Origin of the sequence: Naasia aerilata, from assembly GCF_030296595.1 — a bacterium.
GTDB lineage: Bacteria > Actinomycetota > Actinomycetes > Actinomycetales > Microbacteriaceae > Naasia > Naasia aerilata.
In genome coordinates this window covers 118,204-142,662 of the sequence record NZ_AP027731.1, presented here as the reverse complement: position 1 = coordinate 142,662, position 24,459 = coordinate 118,204, and the positions used below count along the sequence as shown (strand labels likewise).

24 protein-coding genes, 1 tRNA gene and 4 pseudogenes are annotated in these 24,459 nt (G+C 71.7%); 13 read left to right on the top strand and 16 right to left on the bottom strand.

Annotated elements, in window-relative coordinates:
- Positions 1-3: 3 nt before the first annotated feature.
- The 7 genes from QUE51_RS17640 to QUE51_RS00760 form a co-directional block, all read right to left on the bottom strand.
- The gene (locus QUE51_RS17640) at positions 4-312 is read right to left on the bottom strand and encodes an enoyl-CoA hydratase-related protein (RefSeq protein WP_350226689.1); all 309 of its coding nucleotides are present in this window, start codon (positions 310-312) and stop codon (positions 4-6) included.
- Positions 297-818 (bottom strand): enoyl-CoA hydratase-related protein, encoded by a 522-nt coding sequence (locus tag QUE51_RS17635; RefSeq protein ID WP_350226688.1) that lies wholly within the window; start codon positions 816-818, stop codon positions 297-299. The genes QUE51_RS17640 and QUE51_RS17635 overlap by 16 nt, the downstream gene beginning before the upstream one ends.
- Positions 815-1,324: an arginase family protein gene (locus tag QUE51_RS00780; RefSeq protein ID WP_286277726.1), complete on the bottom strand. Its 510-nt coding sequence runs from the start codon at positions 1,322-1,324 to the stop codon at positions 815-817. The genes QUE51_RS17635 and QUE51_RS00780 overlap by 4 nt, the downstream gene beginning before the upstream one ends.
- On the bottom strand, positions 1,216-1,635 hold the full coding sequence (locus QUE51_RS00775; RefSeq protein ID WP_286277725.1) for an arginase family protein: 420 nt from the start codon (positions 1,633-1,635) through the stop codon (positions 1,216-1,218). The genes QUE51_RS00780 and QUE51_RS00775 overlap by 109 nt, the downstream gene beginning before the upstream one ends.
- Before the next feature lie 138 nt (positions 1,636-1,773).
- Positions 1,774-2,370, bottom strand: a complete 597-nt coding sequence (locus QUE51_RS00770; RefSeq protein WP_286277724.1) for a YcnI family copper-binding membrane protein — start codon at positions 2,368-2,370, stop codon at positions 1,774-1,776.
- A gap of 100 nt (positions 2,371-2,470) precedes the next feature.
- Entirely contained in the window at positions 2,471-3,052 is a 582-nt protein-coding gene (locus tag QUE51_RS00765) for a hypothetical protein (protein ID WP_286277723.1), read from the bottom strand.
- Positions 3,053-3,162: 110 nt separating this feature from the next.
- Positions 3,163-3,696 carry a TOPRIM nucleotidyl transferase/hydrolase domain-containing protein gene (locus tag QUE51_RS00760; protein WP_286277722.1) on the bottom strand — a complete coding sequence of 178 codons (534 nt, stop codon included), beginning with the start codon at positions 3,694-3,696 and terminating at the stop codon, positions 3,163-3,165.
- Between the two features lie 192 nt (positions 3,697-3,888).
- Here QUE51_RS00760 and QUE51_RS00755 point away from each other — a divergent pair, with 192 nt between their 5' ends.
- From QUE51_RS00755 to QUE51_RS00745, 3 genes are read left to right on the top strand one after another with little or no spacing between them, the layout of a single operon-like run.
- Positions 3,889-4,245, top strand: coding sequence for a hypothetical protein (locus QUE51_RS00755; RefSeq protein ID WP_286279489.1), 357 nt, complete (start codon positions 3,889-3,891; stop codon positions 4,243-4,245).
- Positions 4,167-4,808 carry an alpha/beta hydrolase family protein gene (locus QUE51_RS00750; protein ID WP_286279479.1) on the top strand — a complete coding sequence of 214 codons (642 nt, stop codon included), beginning with the start codon at positions 4,167-4,169 and terminating at the stop codon, positions 4,806-4,808. Before QUE51_RS00755 ends, QUE51_RS00750 begins: the two co-directional genes overlap by 79 nt.
- Complete coding sequence (locus QUE51_RS00745; RefSeq protein WP_286277721.1) at positions 4,769-5,047, top strand: alpha/beta hydrolase; 279 nt, start codon at positions 4,769-4,771, stop codon at positions 5,045-5,047. The genes QUE51_RS00750 and QUE51_RS00745 overlap by 40 nt, the downstream gene beginning before the upstream one ends.
- Positions 5,048-5,116: 69 nt before the next feature.
- Here the strand turns inward: QUE51_RS00745 and QUE51_RS00740 are convergent, their stop codons facing one another.
- The 4 genes and pseudogenes from QUE51_RS00740 to QUE51_RS00725 all read right to left on the bottom strand — a co-directional run bounded on the left by QUE51_RS00740 (position 5,117) and on the right by QUE51_RS00725 (position 9,366).
- Positions 5,117-6,103 carry a fumarylacetoacetate hydrolase family protein gene (locus tag QUE51_RS00740; protein ID WP_286277720.1) on the bottom strand — a complete coding sequence of 329 codons (987 nt, stop codon included), beginning with the start codon at positions 6,101-6,103 and terminating at the stop codon, positions 5,117-5,119.
- Positions 6,100-7,233 carry an FAD-dependent monooxygenase gene (locus QUE51_RS00735; RefSeq protein ID WP_286277719.1) on the bottom strand — a complete coding sequence of 378 codons (1,134 nt, stop codon included), beginning with the start codon at positions 7,231-7,233 and terminating at the stop codon, positions 6,100-6,102. Before QUE51_RS00735 ends, QUE51_RS00740 begins: the two co-directional genes overlap by 4 nt.
- A gap of 32 nt (positions 7,234-7,265) precedes the next feature.
- Positions 7,266-8,278: pseudogene (locus QUE51_RS00730) on the bottom strand (cyclase family protein).
- 78 nt (positions 8,279-8,356) lie between these two features.
- A pseudogene (locus QUE51_RS00725) lies at positions 8,357-9,366 on the bottom strand (VOC family protein).
- Positions 9,367-9,515: 149 nt separating this feature from the next.
- Here QUE51_RS00725 and QUE51_RS00720 point away from each other — a divergent pair.
- Entirely contained in the window at positions 9,516-10,442 is a 927-nt protein-coding gene (locus tag QUE51_RS00720) for a LysR family transcriptional regulator (RefSeq protein ID WP_286277717.1), read from the top strand.
- A gap of 39 nt (positions 10,443-10,481) precedes the next feature.
- Here the strand turns inward: QUE51_RS00720 and QUE51_RS00715 are convergent, their stop codons facing one another.
- The gene (locus tag QUE51_RS00715) at positions 10,482-11,696 is read right to left on the bottom strand and encodes an MFS transporter (protein WP_286277716.1); all 1,215 of its coding nucleotides are present in this window, start codon (positions 11,694-11,696) and stop codon (positions 10,482-10,484) included.
- Between the two features lie 317 nt (positions 11,697-12,013).
- Here QUE51_RS00715 and QUE51_RS00710 point away from each other — a divergent pair, with 317 nt between their 5' ends.
- On the top strand, positions 12,014-12,844 hold the full coding sequence (locus tag QUE51_RS00710) for an MBL fold metallo-hydrolase (protein ID WP_286277714.1): 831 nt from the start codon (positions 12,014-12,016) through the stop codon (positions 12,842-12,844).
- An 84-nt stretch (positions 12,845-12,928) separates the two neighbouring features.
- Here the strand turns inward: QUE51_RS00710 and QUE51_RS00705 are convergent, their stop codons facing one another.
- On the bottom strand, positions 12,929-13,393 hold the full coding sequence (locus tag QUE51_RS00705; protein WP_286277713.1) for a DUF8821 family protein: 465 nt from the start codon (positions 13,391-13,393) through the stop codon (positions 12,929-12,931).
- A 535-nt stretch (positions 13,394-13,928) separates the two neighbouring features.
- On the opposite strand from QUE51_RS00705, the gene QUE51_RS00700 reads away from it, so the two are divergent.
- Complete coding sequence (locus tag QUE51_RS00700) at positions 13,929-14,432, top strand: hypothetical protein (RefSeq protein ID WP_286277712.1); 504 nt, start codon at positions 13,929-13,931, stop codon at positions 14,430-14,432.
- Between the two features lie 64 nt (positions 14,433-14,496).
- On the opposite strand, the gene QUE51_RS00695 is transcribed toward QUE51_RS00700, so the two are convergent.
- Positions 14,497-14,571 (bottom strand) — tRNA-Arg (locus QUE51_RS00695).
- A 57-nt stretch (positions 14,572-14,628) separates the two neighbouring features.
- On the bottom strand, positions 14,629-15,276 hold the full coding sequence (locus tag QUE51_RS00690) for an NADPH-dependent F420 reductase (RefSeq protein WP_286279477.1): 648 nt from the start codon (positions 15,274-15,276) through the stop codon (positions 14,629-14,631).
- A gap of 70 nt (positions 15,277-15,346) precedes the next feature.
- On the opposite strand from QUE51_RS00690, the gene QUE51_RS00685 reads away from it, so the two are divergent.
- Positions 15,347-16,147, top strand: coding sequence for a transglutaminase-like domain-containing protein (locus tag QUE51_RS00685; RefSeq protein WP_286277711.1), 801 nt, complete (start codon positions 15,347-15,349; stop codon positions 16,145-16,147).
- A 140-nt stretch (positions 16,148-16,287) separates the two neighbouring features.
- Here QUE51_RS00685 and QUE51_RS00680 read toward each other — a convergent pair whose 3' ends face one another.
- Entirely contained in the window at positions 16,288-16,887 is a 600-nt protein-coding gene (locus tag QUE51_RS00680) for an iron ABC transporter ATP-binding protein (protein WP_286277710.1), read from the bottom strand.
- Positions 16,888-17,042: 155 nt separating this feature from the next.
- Between QUE51_RS00680 and argS the strand changes: the two genes are divergently transcribed.
- From argS to thrB, 6 genes and pseudogenes are all read left to right on the top strand, one after another.
- The gene (argS, locus tag QUE51_RS00675; protein ID WP_286277709.1) at positions 17,043-18,719 is read left to right on the top strand and encodes an arginine--tRNA ligase; all 1,677 of its coding nucleotides are present in this window, start codon (positions 17,043-17,045) and stop codon (positions 18,717-18,719) included.
- Positions 18,716-19,507, top strand: coding sequence for an LmeA family phospholipid-binding protein (locus QUE51_RS00670; RefSeq protein ID WP_286277707.1), 792 nt, complete (start codon positions 18,716-18,718; stop codon positions 19,505-19,507). The genes argS and QUE51_RS00670 overlap by 4 nt, the downstream gene beginning before the upstream one ends.
- A gap of 109 nt (positions 19,508-19,616) precedes the next feature.
- Positions 19,617-21,035, top strand: coding sequence for a diaminopimelate decarboxylase (gene lysA / locus QUE51_RS00665; protein WP_286277706.1), 1,419 nt, complete (start codon positions 19,617-19,619; stop codon positions 21,033-21,035).
- Positions 21,032-22,353: pseudogene (locus QUE51_RS00660) on the top strand (homoserine dehydrogenase). The gene lysA and the pseudogene QUE51_RS00660 overlap by 4 nt, the downstream one beginning before the upstream one ends.
- 2 nt (positions 22,354-22,355) lie before the next feature.
- Positions 22,356-23,444, top strand: coding sequence for a threonine synthase (gene thrC / locus QUE51_RS00655; protein ID WP_286277705.1), 1,089 nt, complete (start codon positions 22,356-22,358; stop codon positions 23,442-23,444).
- Positions 23,441-24,384: pseudogene (gene thrB / locus QUE51_RS00650) on the top strand (homoserine kinase). Before thrC ends, thrB begins: the two are co-directional and overlap by 4 nt.
- The last annotated feature ends 75 nt before the right edge of the window (positions 24,385-24,459 follow it).

The following is a 24,459-nucleotide window of genomic DNA, read 5'->3' as shown; positions in this document are numbered from 1 at the left end:
CGGTCAGCGTCCCACGTAGTTCGGAGCCGTCCGGGTGAGGAAGGCGGTCATGCCGATGCGGGAGTCCTCTGTCGCGGCAAGGCGCGCCAGCTCGGAGGGGAGCCGCTCGATCGCGGCCGCGTCGCCCTCCCGGACGGCGAGCTTCGCGTTCGCGAGCGTCGCCTGCACCGCGAGGGGTGCCTGGGCGGCGATCCGCTCGGCGAGCTCCACCGCGCGGTCGAGCTGGGCGCCGTGCGGGACCACCTCCTGCACGAGTCCGATGCGGTGCGCCTCGGCGGCGTCGAAGAGGTCGCCGGTCAGCATCCAGCGCATCGCGTCCCCCAGCCGACGGCCCGGGGGAAGCGCAGCGTCGCCCCGCCGAAGGGGAGGATCGCGCGGCTCACCTCGACCTGGCCGAAGCGCGTGGAGTCGGCCGCGACGGTGACGTCGGCGGCGAGGAGAAGCTCGATCCCGAGGGTCAGGCACGTGCCCTGGACGGCGACGACCACGGGCTTGCCGAGGACCGGACCCGTGAGCTGCCACGGATCGATCCCGCCCTCCGGCACCAGGTCGAGCGCGCCGCCGGCCAGCCGCGGCGCGAGGTCCGCGAGGTCCAGCCCGCCCGTGAAGTGATCCCCGATGCCGTGCACGACGAGCACGCGCGCCGCATCGTCGCGTGCGAACTCCCCGTAGGCGAGAGCGAGCTCCTGCAGCATCCGCAGGTCGGCCGCGTTCCGCTTGGCCGGCCTGTCGAATCCGGCCAGCGTCACCGGGCCGCGGCGCTCCACCCGGACGCGCGGCGCCGCCGCGTCGTCGGGCACGGCCGATTCGCCGCTCATGCGGCGGTCAGGGCCGAGAGGAGGCGCAGGATCGCGGGCAGGTCCGCCTCGGCGGCGTCGGCGCTCTCCGGGGAGAACATGGCGATGCCGGCGCCCGCGAGCGGCACGCGCGCCACGAGGGCACGCAGCTCCGCCAGGAGCTCGGCGAGGCCGACACCGAACGGCTGGGGATCGCCGATGCCGGCGAGGACGCCCGGGTCGAGCACGTCGAGGTCGATGTGGACGTAGACGGACGTCGCGCCCGTCGCCTGGACGGCGTCGGCGAGGGCCGTGCCGGTCAGGTCGGCGACCGGGAGCATCCGGATGCCGCGCTCGTCGATCACCTCCTGCTCGTCGTCGTCGACCGACCGGGTGCCGGCGAGGACGAGGCGCTCGGGCGGCAGGGGAGAGGCTGCGCTCAGCCCGTCGGCTCCGTCGCCGAGGATGGCGCGGGCCACCGTGCCGCAGAAGGCGCGAGGCCGGTCCGGTGAGATCCCACCGAGATCGGGGTGCGCATCCAGCCACACGACGGCGGGAGCACCCCGTCGCGTGCGATCGCGTGCTCCACCGCGGCCAGCTCCACTCCGCAGTCGCCGCCGATGACGATGGCGGGCTCCTGGAAGCCGGAGAGCAGGTCGGCGAGCCGGTCGTGCACGAGCCGCAGGGAGCTGAAGCGCGCCACCCCGGTGCCGAGGGGCTCACCCGCGCCGAGCGGCACCTCGACCGTCGACGTGCGCGACGAGGGCAGGTCGCCGAGGATGGCGAGAGCGCCGTCCCCCAGCCGCATGGCCCTGCTCGATCCGGAGCCTTGCCACTGGGGGACGACGACGAATCTCACGACCCGAGGCTAGTCCCCGCCCGCCGACGGCCGCGAACCAGGGCGAGGGTGGCGACGATCAAGGCGATCGCCCCGAGGGCGAGCCCGGTGAACGCGACCCCCTTGCCAGGCCGTCATCGGAGCTGCTCGGCGAGGCGGTCACCGCGGGCTCGTCGCCCTCCGCCGCGGCGTCGTGCGCGTCCGCGCCGGGGGAGGGTCGGTCACATAGACCACGGGCGCGGGCTCCTCGGCCTCCGCGTCCCCGTTCCACTCGGCCACCGTGCCGTCCGAGTAGGTCTGGGTCGCGGGCAGCGTGATGGAGCCGACCTCCGGCACCGGACCGACGGACAGGGTGAACAGCTGGAACTGTCCCGGCGCGATCTGCACGCCCGGATCCGCCTGCCAGACCACGCTGGTGACGGCCTCGGTGAGGTCGTTGCCGTTCACGGTCACCGGCTTCGGCAGGGGAGTGGGGTCGGCGGTGGTCGTCCAGCCCGCCACCGGCTGGTAGGACACCGAGGCGAACGGGGTGTCCGCCGGCAGAGTGACCTCGACGCGGACGGTGCCGGCGGTGTCGCTCTCGTTCGGAACGCGGAAGGTGAGCTGGCTGTAGCCGCCCGGCTCCGCCTGGTCGGGAGTGACCCGCACGTGGGCGCTCGCCGCGAGCGGTGCGGCGAGGGCGAGGGCGGTGCCGAGGATGCCGGCGGCGAGAGCCCGGCGGCGGACGCGCCGGGATGAGGAGGTGATGGTGTGCATGAGCGTGTTTCGTCCTTCTGAGGAGTCGAGAGGAGAGGCCGTCGAGGACGGCCGGGGTGCCGGGCGCCTGGGAAGGCGTGGAACCGGCGGAAAAGGGGGCTCAGACGGCGAGTGCCGGCGGACCCCGATGCCGGAGCGACAGGGGAAGGATCAGGCCCGGCAGACGGTGGACCGGCTCCGCGACGGGCTCGGGCAGCGGCCGCGGGATCAGCGGCACCGGGGCGGGCAGCCGGCGCCAGCGGGTGGCGGACAGCCGCCACGAGGTGAGGAGGGCGCGCAGGGCGGCCTCCCCGCGCGCCAGCAGCACGGTGGTGAGCAGGGCCGCGGCGACGTGCGAGGACGTCATCTGCTGCGGCGCGTGCCCGAGCATGGCGGGCAGGTGGACCGCGCCGCCGTGCAGGTGCGGCAGCGCGGCGGTGCCGGAGCCCTCGCCGAGCGTGAAGAGGAGGTGGAAGAGAACCTGGCTCAGCGAGACGGCCGCGGCGAGGCGGACGAGCGGCAGCCGGCGCCCCACGAGGGCGATGCAGAGCGGGATCGCGAACGCGAGCGTGAGGACGATCGTGACGGGCGCGGGGGCCTCCCCGCCGCCGAGGGTGTGGAAGGCGGCTGCGGCGAAGGTCGCGACCGACGCCGCCGCAGCCCCGCGCGCGACGGTGGCGCCGCGATCACGGCCGTGTCCCATCCGAGGCTCCATCCGTCTCGCGGAGTCTATTGCCGGGCGGCGGCACCGCTCGGCTTCCACATCGGAGTTTGCGGCGGAAGGCCTGCGCGATTGGTCGGCCGGGCGCAGCCCTATCGCCCGTCGGCGGCGTCGCGCAGCAGCGCGGCGATCGGCGGAGGCGTCGCGGCAGGGTCCAGTGCTGCGGCGAGAGCGGCCCCGATGCGGGCCTTCCGGCCGGCCCCAGCGCCGAGGAAGCGGTGCAGCTGCTGCTCGAACGACCGCGCCCGGTGCTGCGGCTGGCCCTGCAGGATCCGGAAGGCGCGCAGGTCCCCGGTGCCGGCGAGGACCTCGAGCGCCGCGACTTCGCCGAGCGCGCGGAGGAGCTCGTCCTCGAGGTCCGCGGAGCAGACGTAGGGCTCCACCGGGGCTCCGGCGGCCGCGAGGGAGCGGCGGACTGCGGGGGCCTCGTGGGCGTCGCAGAGCGCGAGGAGCCGACCGGGGCGGGGCTGCATCTCCCGCACCTTCCGCGCCATCCCGTTCGCCCCCTCGCAGGGCAGGAGCTCGACCCCGAGCGCGCCCAGCTCGATCCCCAGCCGGGCGGCGCAGACCCGGACGACCTCGGCGTCGCTGACTCCCTCGACGAGGACGGCGACGCGAGCGGGCATCCTCCACACAAGCACGTGGGGCCTGCTCCCGCTATCACCGCCGCCGATGGCGCTCATACGCAACGGCGGCTTCCGTGATGCCGCGCGCCTTACGTACCTTCGAAGAGCGTGCACCGTCGCGGACCCTGGCCGAAGGCCGGCTCCCGACCCATCGGCCGGCGGGCCTCCACGAAGAAGAGGAGAGCATCGAAGATGTTCATGTACTTCCCCACCAACTACGTGTGGAGCATGGCGGTCGTCGCCAGCCTCAACAACGGCGGGTACATCGACGAGATCGACCGGGCGTGCAAGCCCGTGCTGATCGCCTCCCAGAACGGCGACGACGCCGGCACCGAGGAGCTCTACGCGTCCTGGTCCGCCGTGGTGGACCGCCTGGTGGCCAAGGCCCGCGACGACGAGGCGCGTGGGCGCCGCATCGGTGCGGGGAGACCTACTACCGGGCCTCGCTCTACACCTCGCAGGCCGAGCGCCTGCAGTCGCCCAAGTGGGAGGGGCGCAACGCCGCCTACCAGCGGTCGATCGACCTGCTGCTCAAGCACGTCGAGCTGAGCGGCGCGCCGCTCACCCAGGTCGAGGTGCCCTACGAGGACTCCTCGCTGCCCGGCTACTTCTATCGTGCTCCCGGCGACGGGCCCCACCCGGTGATCATCCAGTGGAACGGCCTCGACTCCACCAAGGAGATGGCGTACTACTCCCAGTTCCCGCAGATGCTCGCGCAGCGCGGCGTCTCGACCCTCATGATCGACACTCCCGGCTCGGGCGAGGCGCTGCGCCTGCGCGGCCTCACCGCCCGGTACGACACCGAGGTGTGGGCGGCCGCGATCGTCGACTGGCTCGAGGCGAACGCCGGCGACCTCGGCATCGACCCCGAGCAGATCGGCATCGTCGGCTGGTCGCTCGGCGGCTACTACGCGCCGCGGGCACTGGCCTTCGAGAAGCGGCTCAAGCTCGGCGTCGCCTGGGGAGCGAACCACAACTGGTCAGAGGTTCAGGAGGCCCGCCGCCGTCGCGAGGAGAGAACCCCGTGCCGCACTACTGGGACCACGTGTTCTGGGTCTGGGGCGCGTCCGACATGGACGACTTCATCGAGAAGACGAAGAACATGCACCTGAACGGCGTGGTCGAGCAGATCACCGTGCCGTTCCTCATCACACACGGTGCGGGCGACCGCCAGATCAACGTGAAGTACGCCCACCAGTCCTACGACCAGGCGGTGAACTCGCCGAAGCGCGAGCTGCGCATCTTCGACGAGCCCGAGGGCGGCACCGAGCACATCTCGATCGACAACATGCCCTACGTCGGCAGCATCATCGCCGACTGGGTCGCCGAGACCTTCGCCGAACTGGCCTGAACGACGGAAAGCGGGACCCGAGCGACTCGGGTCCCGCTTTTGTTTCGGCCTTATGGAGCCGGTGTCCCGTCAGCGCGTGCGTGCGCGCGTGCGCTGACGAGCTCGGGGCAGGTCCGGTGCCGGAACCCGCTCGCCGACCACGTTGACGATCTCGCCGACGCCCTCGATCGTCATCCGCACCTCGTCGCCCGGCTCGAGCGGCGGGATGCTCGATCCGCGCCCCCACAGCTCGCCCAGGCAGCCGCCGTTGCCAACCGTGCCGGAGCCGAGCACGTCGCCGGGCACCACCACGGAGTTGCGCGACGCGTACGCCACGAGTTCAGGGAAGGGCCAGCCCATGTTGGAGACGAGGTCCTCGCCGACGAGCGTGCCGTTGACGCGCACCTCGGCGCGCACGGCCAGGAAGCCGTCATCGTCCACGAACTGCGCGAGCTCGTCGGCCGTGACGATCCACGGCCCGAGCGTCATGCCGAAGTCCTTGCCCTTGCAGGGACCGAGCCGCACCTTCATCTCGCGCGCCTGCAGGTCGCGAGCGGACCAGTCGTTCATCACCGTGTAGCCGAAGATGTGGGAGCCCGCGGCGTCGACGTCGAGCGTCTCGCCGGTCGACCCGGGGACGCCGCCGATGACCGCCGCGAGCTCGAGCTCGAAGTCGAGCCGGCGGGACTCGGGCACCGGCACCGTGTCGCCCGTCGCCCGGACCGTGTGCGGGTTCGTGAAGTAGAACGTGGGTGCGTCGTACCACTCGTCGGCCACGTGGCTCTTGCCCTCGACGCCCGCGCTCACGCCCTCCACGTGCTCCTCGAAGGTCACGAAGTCGCGGATCGACGGTGGGACCACGGGCGGGAGCAGCCGGACCGCGTCGAGCGGGATGCCGCGGCTCGGGTCCTGCTCCAGCGCCGTGCGCGCCGTGGCGTCGAGCCCGGAAGCGGCGTCGAGGCCGTCGCGGAGGACCTCGGCGACGGTCGCGCCGCCGGGGAAGGGCACGACGACCCCGTCGAGGACGAGCCCTTCGCCGACCACCCCATCCGCCTGCTGCCAGCGCGCGATCCTCATGCCGGCTGCGCCATCTGGTGCGCGATGCCGAAGATCAGTCCGCCGGCGTCGGCGTCCCGGTTCCCGTCGATCTGCCACTGAGCGAGCTGACTGGAGGCCTCGACCACCGCCGTGGCGCGCGGGATCCGCCGCGCGTGGAACAGGTCCCACAGGGTCTCGTCGACCGCGTCGCGCTGCACGAGGAGCTCGGTCAGCACGTAGGCGTCCTCCAGCCCCTGAGCGGCGCCCTGGGCGATCGTGGGCGGGCAGGAATGCGCCGCGTCGCCGATGATCACCACCCGTCCGCGGTTCCAGGGGGCGGGCACGAGGTGCTTCGTGAACCAGGTGTAGTTGGCGTGCGCACCCTTCTCGAGGTCGGCGCGGATGGAGTTCCACGGTCCGTCGTACGCGCGGGACTCCTCGAGCATGATGCGGGAGGCCTCCGCGTCGTCGAGTCCGGTGCGGTCCTGCGCCTTCTCGACCAGGAACGCGTACATGCTGTTCTCGCCGGTCGGCGTGTACCCGGCGATGTAGACGGGGCCGCCGTAGTAGAGCTCGCTCCGCTCGACCTCGGCGGGGCGGGACACGAAGGTCCGCCAGATGCCCATGCCGTTCGGCTCGGGCTTCGTCTCGATGCCCATGAGGCTGCGGACAGTGGAGTTGAGCCCGTCCGCCCCGATCACCAGGTCGAAGCTGCCCGCCGACTCTCCGTCCACGAGCAGCTCGACGGAGTCGTCACTCTGCTCGAGCCCGGTCACCTTCGCGCCGAAGTGCGGCTGGACCCCGGCACGCTGGGCGTGCTCGAAGAGGATGCGCGTCAGCTCGGGACGTGGCATGCCCATCGCCGCGGGGTAGTCGGGCCCGCCGGTCTTGACGTCGGGCAGCGCGGCGACGATGGGTGCGCCCGGGCCCGGCGCCCGCAGGTTGAGGCCCTCGAACGTGAATCCGGCCTTCTGGACGTCCTCCCACACGCCGAGGGCGTCGAACACCCGCAGCGCGTTGCCCTGCAGCGAGATGCCGGAGCCGAGGGCCCCGATGTCGGCGCGGGACTCGTAGAGGTGGACCTCGACGCCCGCCTTGGCGAGCTGGATGCCGGCGGCGAGCCCGGCGACCCCCGAGCCGATGATGGCGACTTTCTGGACTGCGGTCATGGGAAGAACCTCTCTGTTCTGCGGAGATCTTGTCAGAGCACGGCGACGGGGTTGATGGGCGAGCCCACCGCCCCGGTGATGGGCAGGGGAGGCGCGGAGAGCAGGAACTCGAAGCGGCCCAGCTCCGCGCACACGGTTCCGAGCTCGTCCAGGTCCCACATCTCGCCGATCGTGAGCCCGATGTTGGGAATCGCGACCTGGTGGAGCGGCTGGAACGAGGGCACGTCGAACTCGTTCGGGCGCACCTCGAAGCCCCAGGTGTCGGTGGCGATGGCGGCGATCTCGGTGCGGTGGATCCAGCCCGCGGCGGTCAGCGAGATGCCGGCCGCGCTGCCGCCGGCGTAGTCGTTCCAGCCCTCCCGGCGGGCGCGCGCGAGCCGGCCCGTGCGGACCACGACGATGTCGCCGCGGCCGACTCGGGAGGTCTCGCCCTGCGCCGCGATGCAGGCGTCGAGGTCGGCGGCGGTGATGCCGTAGCCGTCCGGCAGCTCGCCGGTCTCGGGGAGAGGTGGCGGCCGACGTCGAGCAGGACGCCGCGCGAGACGACGACCGCGGCCGCGTGCTCGATGCCCGTGACCAGGTCGCCGTCGCTCGTGACCGTGGTGCCGGCGCGACGCCCGTTCCAGGCCTTGCCGTGGTCGAAGATGTGCCCGAGGCCGTCCCACTGCGTGGAGCTCTGCAGCGGCATGGTGACGTAGTCGTCGGCGCCGCCGATCCCGTGCGGGAACGGCTGGTTGCCGAGCTCGGCGTCCGATCCGGTGTCCGTCATGGTGTGCACCGGATTGACGCGCCGGCGCCAGCCCTTCTGCGGACCATCGGTGTCGAAGGCCAGCGACAAGGAGACGACTCGGCCCTCCCGCACCAGGCCGGCCGCCTCGACGCGCTTGGCAGGATCGATGAAGTTCAGGGTGCCGAGGACGTCGTCCTCGCCCCACCGTCCCCAGTTGCGGAACGCCTCGGCGCGTGCCCCGATCTCCGCCTCCGGGTTCTGCCGGTCGAGCTCGCCCGGGTCCTCGCTGGGTGCTCCGGATGCTGCTGTCGTCATGGTTCCTCCTTGAATCGCAACGGAAATGCCGAAGCCCCGGGGCCGCCAGCGGCGGCTCCGGGGCGGGGGCGTCGGGGCTCAGCCGTGCCGGGTGTAGGGGTTGAGCAGCGCCGCGCGGAGCTCCTCGGGCACGCCCTCCTCGGTCGCCGTCGGGCCGTCGGCCGGGGGAACGACTCGGTCATCGACATCGGCATGGCGCCGTTCTTGTAGAAGTTGCTCGAGCCGAGCGACGGCTTCCAGGTGTTCGGCGTCCAGTCCGGGACGTAGTTGCGGTAGCCGCCGGTGTTGAGCTCGATGCGGAGGCTGGAAGGCTCGCGGTAGTAGAGGAACGTCTGCTCGCCGATGCCGTGGATGGAGGGGCCGTACTCGATCGCGACGCCGCTCTCCATGAGCGTGTCCGCGGCGATGAGGAGTTCCTCGTAGGTGTCCACCCAGAAGGCGTAGTGGTTGATCCGGCCGGCACGCGAGGAGCCGTCGAGCACGACGCCGAGGTCGTGCGACTTCTCGTTGGTGGTGAGCACGGAGAACACCGAGATGGGGGCCTCGTCCAGGACGGTGCGCGCCATGATGCGGAAGCCGAGGACATCGTTGTACCACTTGGCGAACTCGTCGACGTTGCTCGCGGCGATCGTCACGTGGTCGAGCTGGCGGGGAGCGCCGGCGACCTTCGAGCGACGCTCGGGGCGGTCGGGGTAGATGGAGGCGACGTGCCCGGGCGCCTGGTGGCGCTCCACGTCCCAGTGCAGCGTCATGGAGTGCCCGAACGGCCCCACGAACCGGTAGGCGCGGCCGATCTTGTAGCCGTCGAACCACTCGCCCGTGACCCCGGCGGCCTCGATGCGCGTGACCGCCTCCTCGAGCGCCTCCGGTGACGAGGTGCGCCAGGCCATGGTCTCCATCGCGGGCTCGTCGCCCGGGACCACGACGACGGAGTAGGCGTAGTAGTCGCCCCAGCAGCGCAGATACACGGAGCCGTTCTCGCGGGCGACCTCGGTGAGGCCGACCTCCGTCTTGTAGAACTCGACCGACGCCTCCACATCGGGCGTGGTGATGGCCACGTAGGAGAGGTGGGAGAGCAGGTGAATCATCGTCGATCCTTTCGGGGTCCGCGGGTGCGTGGACGTTCCTCCACTATCCGAGTCGCGGGGGCATCACGGAACGGCCAATTCCCTATGCCTGCAATCCATGCCACTTATGCTGTCGTCTGCACCCGCCGACCGGTCGAGGAGGATCGCCGATGGCCGACCAGCGCGCCCTGTCCCGCCTCGATCTGAACCTGCTCGTCGCGCTCGACGCGCTCCTCACCGAGCGCAGCGTCACCCGGGCGGCCGAACGCCTGCAGCTGAGCCAGCCCGCGCTGTCGGCGGCGCTGTCCCGCCTCCGGCAGCACTTCGGCGACCCCATCCTCGCTCGGCGCGGCAACAGCTACGACCTCACGCCGCTCGCCGTCCGGCTCGCCGAGCACACCACCGCCGCGCTGGAGATGTCGCAGCGCGTCTTCAGCAGCCAGGCTGACTGGAGCCCGGAGCGGGCGACCCGGGAGTTCTCGATCTACGGGTCCGACTACGGCTTCGCGACGACCGGGCGAGCCGTCGCCCGCCTCGCCATCGAGCGGGCGCCCGCCGTCAAGTTCCGGTTCATGCTGCACACGACGGCCATCGTGGAGGACGTCGAGGAGCGCCTCCGCAGCACCGACGGGATCCTCATGCCCCACGGCACGATCAGCGGCCTGCCCTACCTCGACCTGTGGCGGGACAGGTGGGTGGTCCTCGCGGCGTCGGACAACCCGGACACCCGGAACGGGGTCTCGATGTCAGCGGTCGCCACGTCCCCGTGGGTGTTCACCTACCAGTCGCGGACCGCCTTCACGTCCGCGGGGCGGCAGATCCAGCAGCTGGGGATCGAGCCGCACGTGGAAGCCGTGGTCGAGAGCTTCGTGACCCTGCCCGCCTTCATCGCCGGCACGCGGCGGCTCGGGCTGATCCAGGCCGGGCTCGCCGACTTCGCGCGCGCCATGGGCGGCGTCGAGGTGTTCGAGCCGCCCTTCGATGCCACGCCGATCACGAACGCGCTCTGGTGGCACCCCGGCTACACGCACGACCCCGAGCACATCTGGATGCGCGAGCAGTTCGCCGAGGCGACCGCAGGGATGCGACAGGGGTGACGGCGGGGAGGCCCCCATCCGTCACCCCGGCGTGCAGTGCTACTCGGCGGGGACCGGCGTGCCCTCGCGCCGCACGGCCATCCCGACCACGACCGCGATCACGATCGCGGCGATTCCCACGATGCCGACGCCCGCTCCCAGGCTGCCGCCGATCCCGCTGAAGATGGCGATGAGGATCGGCGTGAGGAACTGACCGAGGAAGAACGCGGCGGTCCACCAGCCCGTGACCCGCCCGCGCTCGGCGAACTCGGTGGTGGCGACCACCCAGCGCTGGAGCGAGGGGAGGAGCAGGCCCGAGCCGAACGAGGCGATGACCGCACCGATGGCGACCCCGGCGAGGCCGGGCACCACCCAGATGACGAGCATGCCGAGCGCCTGGAGGCCGAAGGCTGCCGGAAGGAGGACCGGCAGCCCGAGGCGGATCGCGCGCACGAAGCTCAGGCCGCCGATCGCGGTCGCGAGCGAGGCGCCGGCGGCGACCCCGCCGATGACACCGGTGTCCGTCGCGTCGATGCCAGTTCCGACGACGAGGTAGCTCGCCTCGATGATGATCACGTAGAAGCTGAAGCCGCCGAAGAGGGTGACGAGCAGCGGTCCGCCGATCCGGCGCCACGGGATGGGCGTGCGCACCTTCTCCACCGTGCGGGACGACGCCTTGGGCTCCCACAGCGCGAAGATCATCGGCACCGCGATGAGGATGCTGATGGCGTACACCCAGAACGGCGTGTGCCAGCCGCCGACGCCGAGGGCGCCGCCGAGGGCGATGAAGACCGTCGCCGCGAGCGTCGTCGCGATGGTCTGCGCCGCGAGGTAGCGGTTGCGCCGCTTCTCGTGGAAGTAGTCCACGATGAGCGTCGTGCAGACCGTCATGATCGCGGCCTCGCAGACTCCGACGAGGACGCGGCTGATGAGGATCTCCGGGAGACCCTGAAGCCACGCCGGCGCCGTGCCGACGATCGCGTAGGCGAACATCGCGATGATCAGCAGCAGCTTGCGGCCGACCCGGTCGACGATCTGGCCGGCGAAGGGCGCGAAGATCGCGATCATGAGCGCCGGGATGGCGACCACCATGGGCACGAGCACCTCGGACCCCGGTACGTCGGCGAAGGCCTGCGAGAGCTGGGGCAGGACCGGGGTGATGAGCACGGAGCCGAGCACGGGCATGCAGCTCCCGGCCAGGAGCAGGATGCCCTGACCGACGCCGGCGCGATGCTCCGCGACCGGGGCCTCGGCCGCAAGGGAAGAATTCGACACTGAACAACCTCCATCGTCTTCATCAGCGACAGAGCGGCCACGGGCGGGGCCCGGCTGGACGGCCACACTGCGCGTCCGAGTGCCCAGCGCTGTGCATGGGCAGTCTCATTGAAGCGACGGCGGAGGCATCGGGGAATAACACGTTGGTGATCCGCCTCATCCACCCGGCTGATAACGGGGATGTATGGCGCTCCGATCCGGCGAAGTCCACCATGGCCAGGGGCTTTCCCCGAGCTCGGCCGGCGAGGGCGGAGCGTCCGGCACACTGGATGCGTCGCTCCTCAAGGATCCGAGCGGCGGAGGTTTCGGGAGGACCCATGAGCAGCGCAGTCGACCCCCGTGCGGTCCGCGTCGAGCTGATCGGCGGGCCGACCGCCGTGATCGAGCTCGGCGGGCTGCGCTTCCTGACCGATCCCACCTTCAGTCCGCCAGGACCCCAGCCCTCGGGTGCGTCCACCCTGACGAAGACCGTTGGTCCGGCGAAGACGCCCGAGGACCTCGGGCCGGTCGACGTCGTGCTCCTCTCGCACGACCAGCACGGCGACAACCTGGACGACGCAGGGCGGGCCTTCCTCTCCTCAGTGCCCCTCGTCGTCTCCACGGGGGCTGCAGCCGAGCGGCTGGGCGCCTCGGTGACGGGGCTCGGCGAGTGGCAGCGGATGTCGCTCGCGCGGCCGGATCAGGGCCGGCTGCACGTGACCGCGGTGCCCGCCGTGCACGGGCCGGAGGGCATGGCGGCCTCGTCCGGCCCGGTCATCGGATTCGTCCTGCACGGCGAGGGGCTGCCGACCGTCTACGTCAGCGGCGACAACGCCTCGCTCCGCGTCGTCGAGGAGGTCGCCCACCATCTGGGCCCGATCACCTTCGCCGTCCTGTTCGGCGGCGGCGCGAGGGTGCCGCGCCTCGACGCGTTCCTCACCCTGACGAGTGATCAGCTGCCGATCGCCACCGAGCTGCTCGGGGTCGAGCGGATGGTCCCGGTGCACAGCGAGGGGTGGGCGCACTTCACGCAGGACCACGCATCCATCCGCCGGGCCTTCGAGGGGAGCGCCATGCAGGAGCGCCTCGTGCTCCTCGAGCCCGGCGAGGACGTCACACTCGTCGCCCGGGAACTCCCCGGTATCGCCGGCGACTCCTGGCGGCGCTGACGCCGCACACGCGAGGTGGCAGTAGGTGCTGCCACCTCGCCGCTGAGGCAGCAACAAGTGCCACCTCGAGCGCCGGAAGGCGCCTCAGTACTCGTTCTTGATCGTGAAGTAGGAGCCGCGGATGGTGCCGGCGAGCTTCGACCGCTGGCGCGCGAACTTGAAGCGCGTCGCCAGCTCGGCGGGAACCTCCATCCCGTCGGACAGCTTGAACCCGACGGCGCGCTTGCCCGCGTCGTCCGTGGCGTACATCACGTTGATGGAGAGGCCGCTCTCGTAGAAGACGTACGCCATCCGGTAGCCCTCGACCTCGAAGGCGGTCGCCTCGAGGGCGGGGGAGGAGATGACGAGGTCGCGCTCCTCGCGGAGGATGCGGTGCACCCACTCGACGGTTTCCGCCGCCTCGCTCGCCGGCTCGACGGTGAAGACGTGGTCGTACTTGTTCTTGAAGTACCGTGCCTCGTTCGCGCGGAGGCCGGCGAGGGCGTCCGCGACGGGCGAGGACTCGAGGCCGACGGTGGAGACGTCGGTGAAGTCGACGACGTAGGACATCAGGGGCTCCGTTCGACCGCCGGGCGCGGCGATCTGCACATTAGCGCTGGTCAGAGCGCAAGGTCTGCTGGAGTGCGCCGGGCCCGGGCGGAGTCACTTCGAGTCGGCAAGGTCGGAGGAACGGGACCTTCGTCATTACGGCGCCCGGCCTCCGGGAGAACGATGCAGACGTCGGCTCTGGTTCGCCCGCACTTCTCAACGTCGAGAGGCAAGTCATGGATTTCCTGCCCATCGGTCCGCTGCGCAACGATCGGGGCGCGATGGTCGCGCTGATCGGCTCGCTGAGCAGCGAGGAGTCCGCTCTGCCGGTGCCCCTCGATGATCCGGAAGGCGCCTTCTCCAACTTCCAGATCGTGTCCGACTCTCTCGCAATCACCGCGGCCGCAACGCTCGGGATCGGCACGATCTTCAAAGGGCAGCTCTCGGCGAACGAGGAGGCCTTCTACTTCGATGCAATGACCTTCACCGACCGCTTCGTACCCGACGGACAAGCGCGGTTTCCCGACCAGATAGTGGGAACGCGGTGGGGGTGGGGATGCGGATCCTGCTCCGCGTCCAGCACACCGACCTCAAGGCTTCCTTCAATTTCGGCCTGGTCGGGGCCGCCGTGGAACTCGGCGCCGCTCGTGCGACCTATGAGATCCAGGGCGTCGGAATCGGGGCGGTCTTCGCCGACATACTCTCGGATCTCCCAGGCGTGGGCACCTTCAACTACTCCACGTATCTGAAGATCAGTGGCCCCGTGCAGAACAAGGTGGCGAAATTCATCGAGGCGAACCGCGAGAAGCTGGTTCCGCAGCCGGTCGCGGTTGCTCTGGCGCGGCCCCTCGATCCTCTCGCGTCGGCGAGGGCCGTCTACTTCGCGATGTACGGCCTCGCTGGGCGCTCCTCGCTGAAGGACATCCTGAGCGTTGTGCCGCTGGGCGTCGACAAGGCTGCGGTCGGGCTGGCCTACGAGCAGGTGGCCGGACACCTGAGTCCCGACGAGCGTCCATCCGAGACGGCGCAGCGAGAGGCTCGCGTGTGGCTCAACCGCTGAGCCGGCCGGCGGCGGTCGTTGCTGCAGCGCGAGACAAGGCCATCGGTGTAAAACCGCGTCTGAGTGGTGCCCCCAGCAAGATTCGAACTTGCGCCCCTGCCTCCGGAGGGCAGTGCTCTATCCCCTGAGCTATGGGGGCTCCTTGGGGCCCGTCAAGGCTAGCACCGGTGTGCAGGCCGCCCGGACCCCGGCCCGGTCACATGTCGCGGTAGCGCTGCGCAGTGGCCAGGTCGGCGCGGAGCTCGTCCGCATTGCGGCGGATGCCGTAGGCGGGCGTGTCGCGCTGGATGCGCCAGCCCTCGGGCAGGGAGAACAGCTCGACCACGTCGAAGCCGAACTCGTCGATGAGGGCGGTGACGGTGGCGCGGGCCTCCCGGTCGTCGCCGGCGACGACGAGCGCGCGGCGCCCCGGGGTGCCGGCGGGGGAGCCGTCGGTGAGGAGGTCGTTGTATCCGATGTGGTTGAAGGCCTTCACGACGCGCGACTCGGGGAGGTGGGCCTGGAGCAGCTCGGACACGGTCGTCGACTCGTCGTCGAGCTCCGCGATGCTCCCGTCGCGCTGCGGGTAGTAGTTGTTCGTGTCGATCACGATCTTGCCGGCGAGCGGCGCCACCGGCACGTCGCGGTAGTTCTTGAGCGGGATGGTCACGACCACGAGGTCCCCGGCCTTCGCCGCCTCCTCGGGCGTCGCGGCGCTCGCCGCATCCCCGAGGCTCGCCACGAGGTCGGCCAGCGTCTCCGGTCCGCGCGAGTTGCTGAGCACCACCCGGTAGCCGGCGTCCACGGCGAGCCGTGCGAGAGAGGAGCCGATGTGGCCGGCGCCGATGAATCCGATGGTGGTCAGTCCTGGAATGGTCATGGTGGCGGCAACCGGCTCGGGGAGGGGCCTATTCCGCCTGTGGAAGGATCGCGGGATGCACCGGCACGTCTCCGCCTCCCTCGAGCTCACGCTGTCGGCGCGCACCAACCTCGTCTTCGCCATCGCGGCGGCCCGTCCGGGCGACGGGGCGACCCTGACCGAAACGCTCCGCTTCGAGGGTGCAGGCACCGAGTACGAGGCGGTCGAGCTGGCCGACGTGCACGGCACGCGGCTGCACCAGTTCGTCGCCGAGGCGGGCGGCGTGACCGCCTACTACGAGGCCGACATCGCCGGCCGGGCCGCCCCCGTCGCCGTGGAGCCGCTGGACCTCATCACCTACCTGCGGCCCAGCCGCTACGCGGAGTCCGACTCGCTCCTGCCGACCGCCATGGCTGAGTTCGGCGGGCTCGCCGGCCGCGACCTGCTGGCCGGCGTCAGCTCCTGGGTCGGCTCCCACCTCAGCTACGTGCCCGGAGCCAGCGAGGTGACCGACGGCGCCACCCAGACCCTGCTCGACCGCCGCGGCGTGTGCCGGGACTACGCGCACCTCTGCGTCGCACTGCTCCGGGCCCTCGACGTCCCCGCGCGCGTGGTGTCGGTGTACGCGCCCGGGCTCATGCCGATGGACTTCCACGCCGTCTGCGAGGCGTTCGTCGACGGGCAGTGGCACGTGGTGGATGCGACGGCGCTGGCGCCCCGGCAGACGCTCGTCCGCATCGCGACCGGACGCGACGCCGCTGACACGGCCTTCCTCACCAGCCACGGCGGCTGGGTCACGCTGCAGGCGATGAGCATCACGGCCATCGCGGACGAGCTTCCGCGGGACCACGTGGCGTCGTTCGTCACCCTGGGCTGACGCCCGCCCACCGAGCGCGGGTCGAGACGCCGAGCGCGGGGCGGAGACGGGGTGCGCTCGTCGGTACGGGGCGCGCTCGGCGGGAAAGGGGGCGCTCGGTGTGCCCGGCGCGCGGCGGCCACGCGGCGCGCCGCAGCGGCTCAGGCGAGCGCGGCCTTCACCGACGCGACGAGCTGCGCCGCGTCGCCCGGCTCGAAGAACTCGGCCGAGCGCGCCACGATCCAGTAGTCGCCCGAGAACGCGTTCGCCGTGCCCACGCCGTTCGCGTACTTGAAGTAGTCGACGCCGCCGTAGGTCGGCACCGAGGGGGTCGTGAGGACGAGGCTGTTCGCCAGCTTCTCGATGTCCTCCGAGCCGAGGTGCGCGACCGCGATCTCGACCGTGTTGCCGCTCGACAGGTTCGACCAGCCGCAGGCCACGCCCTGGTAGGACTCGATGAGCGCCGCGTCGGTCCCGGCCGCGGGCGTGTAGTCGGGCACCGGAGCGAAGTTCGGGTTGTAGTCGTAGAGCGCCTGCGCCGGGACCAGCTGGTCGCACGTCTGAGTCACCGGGACGGAGGTCGGGCCGGTCTCGGTGGGGGTGGGGGACGGCGTCGGCTCCGTCGACGGCGCGCCCACCGGGGCCGTCGTCGCCGACTGGCCGGGCTTGGCGGGCGGCGCCTGCACCGGGTTCGACGTGCAGGCGGCGAGGCTCAGCAGGCCGGCCATCGCCAGGATGGCCGCGGTCGTGCGTCTCGCCACTTGTCGGATCCCCCTCCGTGCCGGCGCCGCGGCGAACATCCGGATGATCGGGATCGCGCTCCGCGAGGCGGGCTCGGTGGAAGGGTAGCAACGGCTTCCCGCGCGGCCCGCACCGGCCGGGGGCGCGTGTCCCGCTCCGGCTAGGCTTGATCGCCGTGACACCCGCCGCGCTCGCCGATACCGTCGCCCACCTCGTGACGGAAGCCGCCGGCCGCCGAGGCATCGACGATGTCCGTCCCACGTCCGCGGATGTGGCGCTCGAGCGCCCCCGCAACCGGGACCACGGCGACTGGGCGAGCAACGTCGCCATGCGCTTTGCGAAGCGGTTCGGCACCAACCCGCGGGAGCTCGCGACGGAGCTCGCCGACGGCATCGCCGCGCTCGACGGCGTCCGCAAGGTCGACATCGCGGGGCCCGGCTTCATCAACATCACGCTCGAGACCGCGGCGGCCGGTGCGCTGGCCCGCCAGATCGTGGACGACGCTCAAGGCTACGGTCGCGGCGAGGCGCTCGCCGGCGTGCGGATGAACCTCGAGTTCGTCTCCGCGAACCCGACCGGCCCCATCCACCTCGGCGGCGCCCGCTGGGCCGCCGTGGGCGACAGCCTCGCTCGGATTCTGCAGGCCCAGGGCGCCGAGGTGGCGCGCGAGTACTACTTCAACGACCACGGCGCCCAGATCGACCGGTTCAGCCGCAGCCTCCTCGCGAGCTTCCTCGGAGAGGACACCCCGGAGGATGGCTACGCCGGCGCGTACATCGGCGAGATCGTGTCGCGCGTCGTCGCCGGGCACGCCGGCGACCTGGCCGCGCTGCCCCGCGAGGAGGCCCAGGAGGTCTTCCGTGCGGAGGGCGTCGAGCTGATGTTCGGCGACATCAAGTCGTCGCTGCACGAGTTCGGCGTCGACTTCGACGTGTACTTCCACGAGAACTCGCTCCACGAGACGGGCGCGGTCCAGCACGCCGTCGCGCGGCTCCGCGAGCTGGGGCACATCTTCGAGGCCGACGGGGCCGTCTGGCTGCGGACGACCGAGTTCGGCGACGACCGCGACCGCGTGGTGATCAAGAGCGACGGGGAGCCGGCGTACATCGCGGGCGACCTGGCCTACTACCTCAACAAGCGCGAGCGCGGCTTCGACCGGAACATCATCATGCTGGGCGCGGATCACCACGGCTACATCGGCCGGCTCATGGCGATGGTGGCGGCGTTCGGGGACACCCCGTACGTCAACCTCGAGATCCTCATCGGGCAGCTCGTCAACCTCGTCAAGGACGGCGAGCCGGTGCGGATGAGCAAGCGCGCCGGCAACGTCGTCACGATGGACGACCTCGTGGAGGCGGTCGGAGTCGACGCCGCCCGGTACGCGCTCGTCCGGTCCTCGGCCGACTCGCAGCTCGACGTCGACCTCGACCTGCTCACCAAGCACACCAACGACAACCCCGTCTACTACGTGCAGTACGCCCACGCCCGCACGAGCGCCGTCGACCGCAACGCGGAGGCGTCCGGCGTCCGGCGGTTCGAGGACGGCGAGCCCGCGTTCGATCCGGCGACGCTCGAGCACGAGACCGAGTCGATCCTGCTCGGCGTGCTCCAGGAGTTCCCGCGGATCGTCGCGCAGGCGGCCGAGCTCCGCGAGCCGCACCGGGTCGCCCGATACCTCGAGGAGCTCGCCGGCACCTACCACCGCTGGTACGACAGCTGCCGTGTCATCCCCCTCGGGGACGCGCCGATCGAGGCCGTGCACCGCAGCCGCCTCTGGCTGAACGACGCCGTCGGGCAGGTGCTCCGGTCCGGGCTCGGCCTGCTGGGGGTCGGCGCACCGGAGCGGATGTGACGATCGGCTCGGAGCCCACCCTGCGCGCGCTCCGCTACCGGGACGCACCGCGCAAGCACCGACGGCGGCTGTGGATCATCGTCCCGCTGGTCCTGGTGGTGATCGTCGCGACCCTGCTCGTGGTCCTCAACATCGCGGGTCGAGCGGTCGCCGAGGAGTACATCGCGAACAAGGTGGAGGAGAGCCTCCCCGCCGGCGTCGAGGGCGACGTCCACGTGCGCATCCGCGGCGTCTTCCTCCTCGTCCAGTACCTGAGCGGATGGATGGACGAGGTCGACCTCAGCTCCGACGACCTGACGGTCCAGGGCGTCCCGGTGACGGCGAACGTGCAGCTGCACGGGGTCCCCGTCGACACGTCGAAGCGGGTCGAGCGGCTCACCGGGGGTGCGGTGCTCGACGAGCGCGCGGTCCAGGCGGTGCTGAAGGGACAGGGGTACCCCGGCGATGTTGCGCTCACCGGCGGAGCCGTGGAGTACACCGACGAGACCCAGCTGTTCGGGGCGACCGTGCAGTACGTGCTCACGGCCCGGCCGTCCCTCAGCGCAGGGCGCCTGGACCTGGCCCCGCAGTCGGCCGCGGTCCGCAGCGGCGGCGTCGATCTCGACGCGACCGCGCTGCTCGAGCGCGTCGCGCCGGACGGGATCTCCGTCTGCGTCGCCCAGTACCTGCCCGAGGCCATCGCGATCGACTCGCTCCTCGTCGGCGACGGCAGCGCCCGCGTCTCCCTCTCGGGCCGGGACGTGCTGCTGACCTCCGACGCCCTCTCCCGCACCGGCTCGTGCTCGTGAGGGTGCGCCGGGGCGCGGCCGCCGTTCGATAGGCTCGTCCGCGACTTTCACCGGCTTCAGGGACCAATCCGGGTCCGCTCGCCTCCGCAGATCCACTCCGGAGACCTACGTGACCAGCACCGCCAATCCGCTCGCACCCGAGTGGCTGCCCGTGCCCGACGACGCCAACGCGCTCGCACGGGCCGTCTGGCCATCAGGGGCGACCCGGCGGGACGGGGAGCTCGTGCTCGCGGGCGTCTCGGCGACCGACCTCGTGCGCCAGTACGGCACCCCGCTGTACGTCGTCGACGAGGAGGACGCACGCCGCCGCGCGGCCCTCATCCTCGACGCGTTCCGCCGGGAGTTCGGCCGGATCGGGGCGTCCGTGAGCGTCTACTACGCCGGCAAGGCGTTCCTCTCGGTCGGCGTGGCCCGATGGATGGCGGAGCTCGGGCTGAACCTCGACGTCTGCAGCGACGGAGAGTTCGCGGTCGCGCTGGCCGCGGGCTTCGACCCCGCCCGGATCGGCTACCACGGCAACAACAAGTCGAACGCCGAGCTGGAGGCGATCGTCGACGCGGGGGTCGGCGGCCTCGTCCTCGACAGCGTGTACGAGCTCGAGCGCGTCGCGGCGATCGCTGCCGAGCGCGGGTCGAGGCAGCCCGTCCGGCTCCGCGTCAACAGCGGCGTGCACGCGTCGACGCACGAGTACCTCGCGACCGCCCGCGAGGACCAGAAGTTCGGCATCCCGCTCGCCGATGTGCCCGCGGTCGTCGCCGCGATCCGTGCCCAGCCGTCCCTGGAGTTCCTCGGCCTGCACTCGCACATCGGGTCGCAGATCTTCGAGACGGGCGGCTTCGAGGAGGCCGCGGCCCGGCTGCTCGCGGTGCAGAAGGAGCTCCTGGAGGGCGGCCCGGTGCCGAGCCTCAACCTCGGCGGCGGCTTCGGGATCGCCTATACGGTCGCCGACGACCCGGCCCCCGTCGGCGCGCTGGCCGCGCAGATGGCCGCGGTCGTCGAGGCCGAGTGCACGCGCCTCGGCATCCCGATCCCGAACATGGCCATCGAGCCGGGCCGATCGATCATCGGTCCGGCCGGCGTCACCCTCTACGAGGTGGGCACGATCAAGGATGTCCGCGTGGAGCGGGAGGGCGGCGCCGCTGTCCGCCGCTATGTGAGCGTCGACGGCGGCATGAGCGACAACCCGCGGCCCGAGCTGTACGGCGCCGAGTACTCGGCGCGCATCGCGTCGCGCGTCTCGGCCGAGGAGCCCGTGCTCGTGCGCGTGGCGGGCAAGCACTGCGAGAGCGGGGACATCGTCGTCAACGCGGAGTACCTGCCCGGCGACATCCGCCCGGGCGACCTGCTCGCCGTGCCGGCCACCGGCGCGTACTGCTGGTCGCTCGCGAGCAACTACAACCACCTCGGCCGCCCGCCCGTCGTCGCGGTGCGCGACGGGGCCGCGCGGCTCCTGGTCCGCGGCGAGAGCATCGCGGACCTGCTGAGCCGTGACGCCGAGGCCCAGCCCGTCTCGGAGGTTCCCGCGTGATCGAGTACCGGACCCTGTCCATCGCCCTGCTCGGCGCCGGCTCCGTCGGCGGGCAGGTGGCATCCCTCCTGCTCCAGCACGGCGACGAGCTGGCCGCCCGCGCGGGCGCCCGGCTCACCCTCGCCGGGATCGCGGTGCGCGACCTCGACGCTCCGCGGCCCGAGCGCATCCCGCGCGAGCTGCTCACGACCGACGCCCGCGAGCTCATCCTCGGCGCCGACATCGTCATCGAGCTGATGGGCGGCATCGAGCCGGCCCGGGAGTACATCCTGCTCGCGCTCGGGTCGGGAGCGGACGTCATCACCGGCAACAAGGCGCTGCTCGCGAACCACGGTCAGGAGCTGTTCGACCTCGCCGAGCAGGTCGGGGCGCAGCTCTACTACGAGGCCGCGGTCGGCGGCGCCATCCCGATCATCCGGCCCCTCCGCGACAGCCTCGCCGGCGACCGGGTGGAGCGGATCCTCGGCATCGTCAACGGGACGACCAACTTCGTGCTCGACCGGATGGACTCCGCAGGGGAGGACTTCGCCACGGCCCTCGCCGCGGCGCGCCGGCTGGGCTACGCGGAGGCCGACCCGAGCGGCGACATCGAGGGCTACGACGCGGCGCAGAAGGCCGCCATCCTCGCGAGCCTCGCGTTCCACACCCGCGTGCCCGTCGAGGCGGTCTACCGCGAGGGCATCGCCGGGATCACCCTCGACGACGTGGAGAGCGCGCGGAAGGCCGGCTACGTCGTCAAGCTCCTCGCGATCTGCGAGCGCCTGCTCGACCCGGCGACCGGGATGGAGGGCGTCAGCGCGCGCGTCTATCCCGCACTCGTCTCGCGCGAGCATCCCCTCGCCGCCGTGCGCGGCGCGAATAACGCGGTCTTCGTCGAGGCCGAGGCGGCCGGCAACCTCATGTTCTACGGCGCGGGCGCCGGGGAGTGGAGACGGCCTCGGCCGTGCTCGGCGACCTCGTCTCCGCCGCCCGCCGGCACGTCGCAGGCGGACCCGGCGTCGCCGAGTCGGCGTCGGCGGACCTGCCCGTGCTCGACATCGGCAGCGTCACGACCCAGTACCGCGTGACCCTCTCGGTGCAGGATCGTCCCGGCGTGCTGGCCGCCATCGCCGGAATCTTCAGCGAGAACGGCGTGAGCGTCGAGACGGTGGAGCAGTCCATCCCCTTCCCGCACGGGGACGACGTGGAGGGCACCGCTACCCTGGTCATCGGCACCCACTCGGCGACGGAGGCCGCCCTCTCCGCGACTGTCGCGGCGCTGGGCGCCGTCGATGCCGTGGTCGCCGTCCTGTCCGTCCTCCGAATCGAAGGGGAGTGACCGTGGCCTCTCAGTGGCGCGGCGTCATCCGTGAATACGCCGACCGGCTCGACGTGAGCGAGGCGACCCCGGTCGTGACGCTCGGCGAGGGCGGCACTCCGCTGATCCCCGCCCGGGCGCTCTCCGAGCGGACCGGGGCCGACGTGTGGGTGAAGTTCGAGGGGATGAACCCCACCGGGTCCTTCAAGGACCGGGGCATGACCATGGCCATCTCGAAGGCGCTCGAGCACGGCGCGAAGGCCGTCATCTGCGCCTCCACGGGCAACACCTCCGCGTCGGCGGCCGCCTACGCGACCCATGCCGGCATCACCGCGGCCGTCCTCGTGCCCGAGGGCAAGATCGCGATGGGCAAGCTGAGCCAGGCGATCGCGCACAACGCCGAGCTGCTGCAGGTGCAGGGCAACTTCGACGACTGCCTCGACCTCGCGCGCGAACTCGCCGCGAAGTACCCGGTGCACCTCGTCAACTCCGTCAACCCGGACCGCATCGAGGGGCAGAAGACGGCCGCGTTCGAGGTCGTCGAGGCTCTCGGCTTCGCGCCCGACTTCCACTTCATCCCGGTCGGCAACGCGGGCAACTACACCGCGTACCACCGCGGCTACCGCGAGGAGCTCGACCGTGGGGAGACCTCGGTCCTGCCGCGGATGTTCGGCTTCCAGGCTGCAGGCAGCGCCCCCATCGTGCTGGGCGAGCCCGTCAAGAACCCGGAGACCATCGCGAGCGCCATCCGGATCGGGAATCCCGCGTCGTGGGAGCTCGCGCTGGCCGCGAGGGACGACAGCGACGGGTACTTCGGCGCCATCGAGGACGCCGCGATCCTCGACGCGCACCGCATCCTCTCTGCGGAGGTCGGCATCTTCGTCGAGCCGGCGTCCGCCATCAGTGTCGCGGGCCTCCTCGAGCGGTCCGCCGCAGGCGCGATCCCGAAGGGCGCCAAGGTGGTCCTGACGGTCACCGGCCACGGCCTCAAGGACCCGCAGTGGGCGCTGCGCGCCGCGGACGGCTCCGATGTGACGCCCACGAGCGTGCCGGTCGATCCGGATGCGATCGCGGGCCTCCTCGGCCTCGCCCCCTCGGGAGCGGCCGCGTGAGCCTTCCGGTCGGCCGCAGCGTCACGGTCCGGGTCCCCGCGACCAGTGCGAACCTCGGACCGGGCTTCGACACGCTGGGCCTCGCGCTCTCGCTCTACGACGAGCTCACGGTCACGGTCCGCGAGGAGCCCGGCGCAACAGTCGACGTGCGCGGCATCGGCGCGGGGAGGTGCCGACCGACGCGACCAACCTCGTCGTCCGCTCCATCGCGCACACGTTCGCCGCGGTCGGCCGGGAGATGCCCGGCCTCGACCTGATCGCCCGCAACGCCATCCCGCACGGCCGGGGCCTCGGGTCCTCGGGTGCCGCCATCGTGTCCGGCGTGATGGCCGCCAAGGGGCTGCTGGACGGGGAGGCCGAGCTGGACGCGGACGCCCTCCTCGCCCTCGCCACCGAGCTCGAGGGGCACCCCGACAACGTGGCCCCCGCCCTCTTCGGCGGCCTCACCATCGCGTGGGTCACCGAGGACGGGCCGCAGCACAAGAAGCTCATCGTGCACCGCGGCGTCTCGCCCCTCGTGTTCGTGCCCGAGCACACGATGTCGACCGCGCTCGCTCGCAGCCTGCAGCCCGCATCCGTGCCGCACGAGGACGCCATCTTCAACGTCTCGCGATCGGCGCTGCTCGTCGCGGCCCTCATCCAGAGCCCCGAGCTGCTGCTCGCCGCCACCGAGGACAAGCTGCACCAGAGCTACCGCGCCGCGGCCATGCCGGAGACCGACATGCTCGTGCGCCTGCTCCGCTCGCACGGGCATCCGGCCGTCGTCTCGGGAGCCGGACCCTCGATCCTCGTGCTGGGCAGCAACCCCGCAGAGCGTCTCGACGCGGCCGAACTGGTGGCAGCCAACGCCGCCACGCGGTGGCAGCCGCTCATGCTGGCCGTCGACATCAAGGGTGCTACAGTTGTGCCCAATCCGGTGCGTTCGCCGCTGTCTTCTTAGCGCGCGGATCACGGCCGGTCTCCGACGGGGACCGGATCCGAATCACCGGACGAGAATTCAGACCCCCGGGTCCGC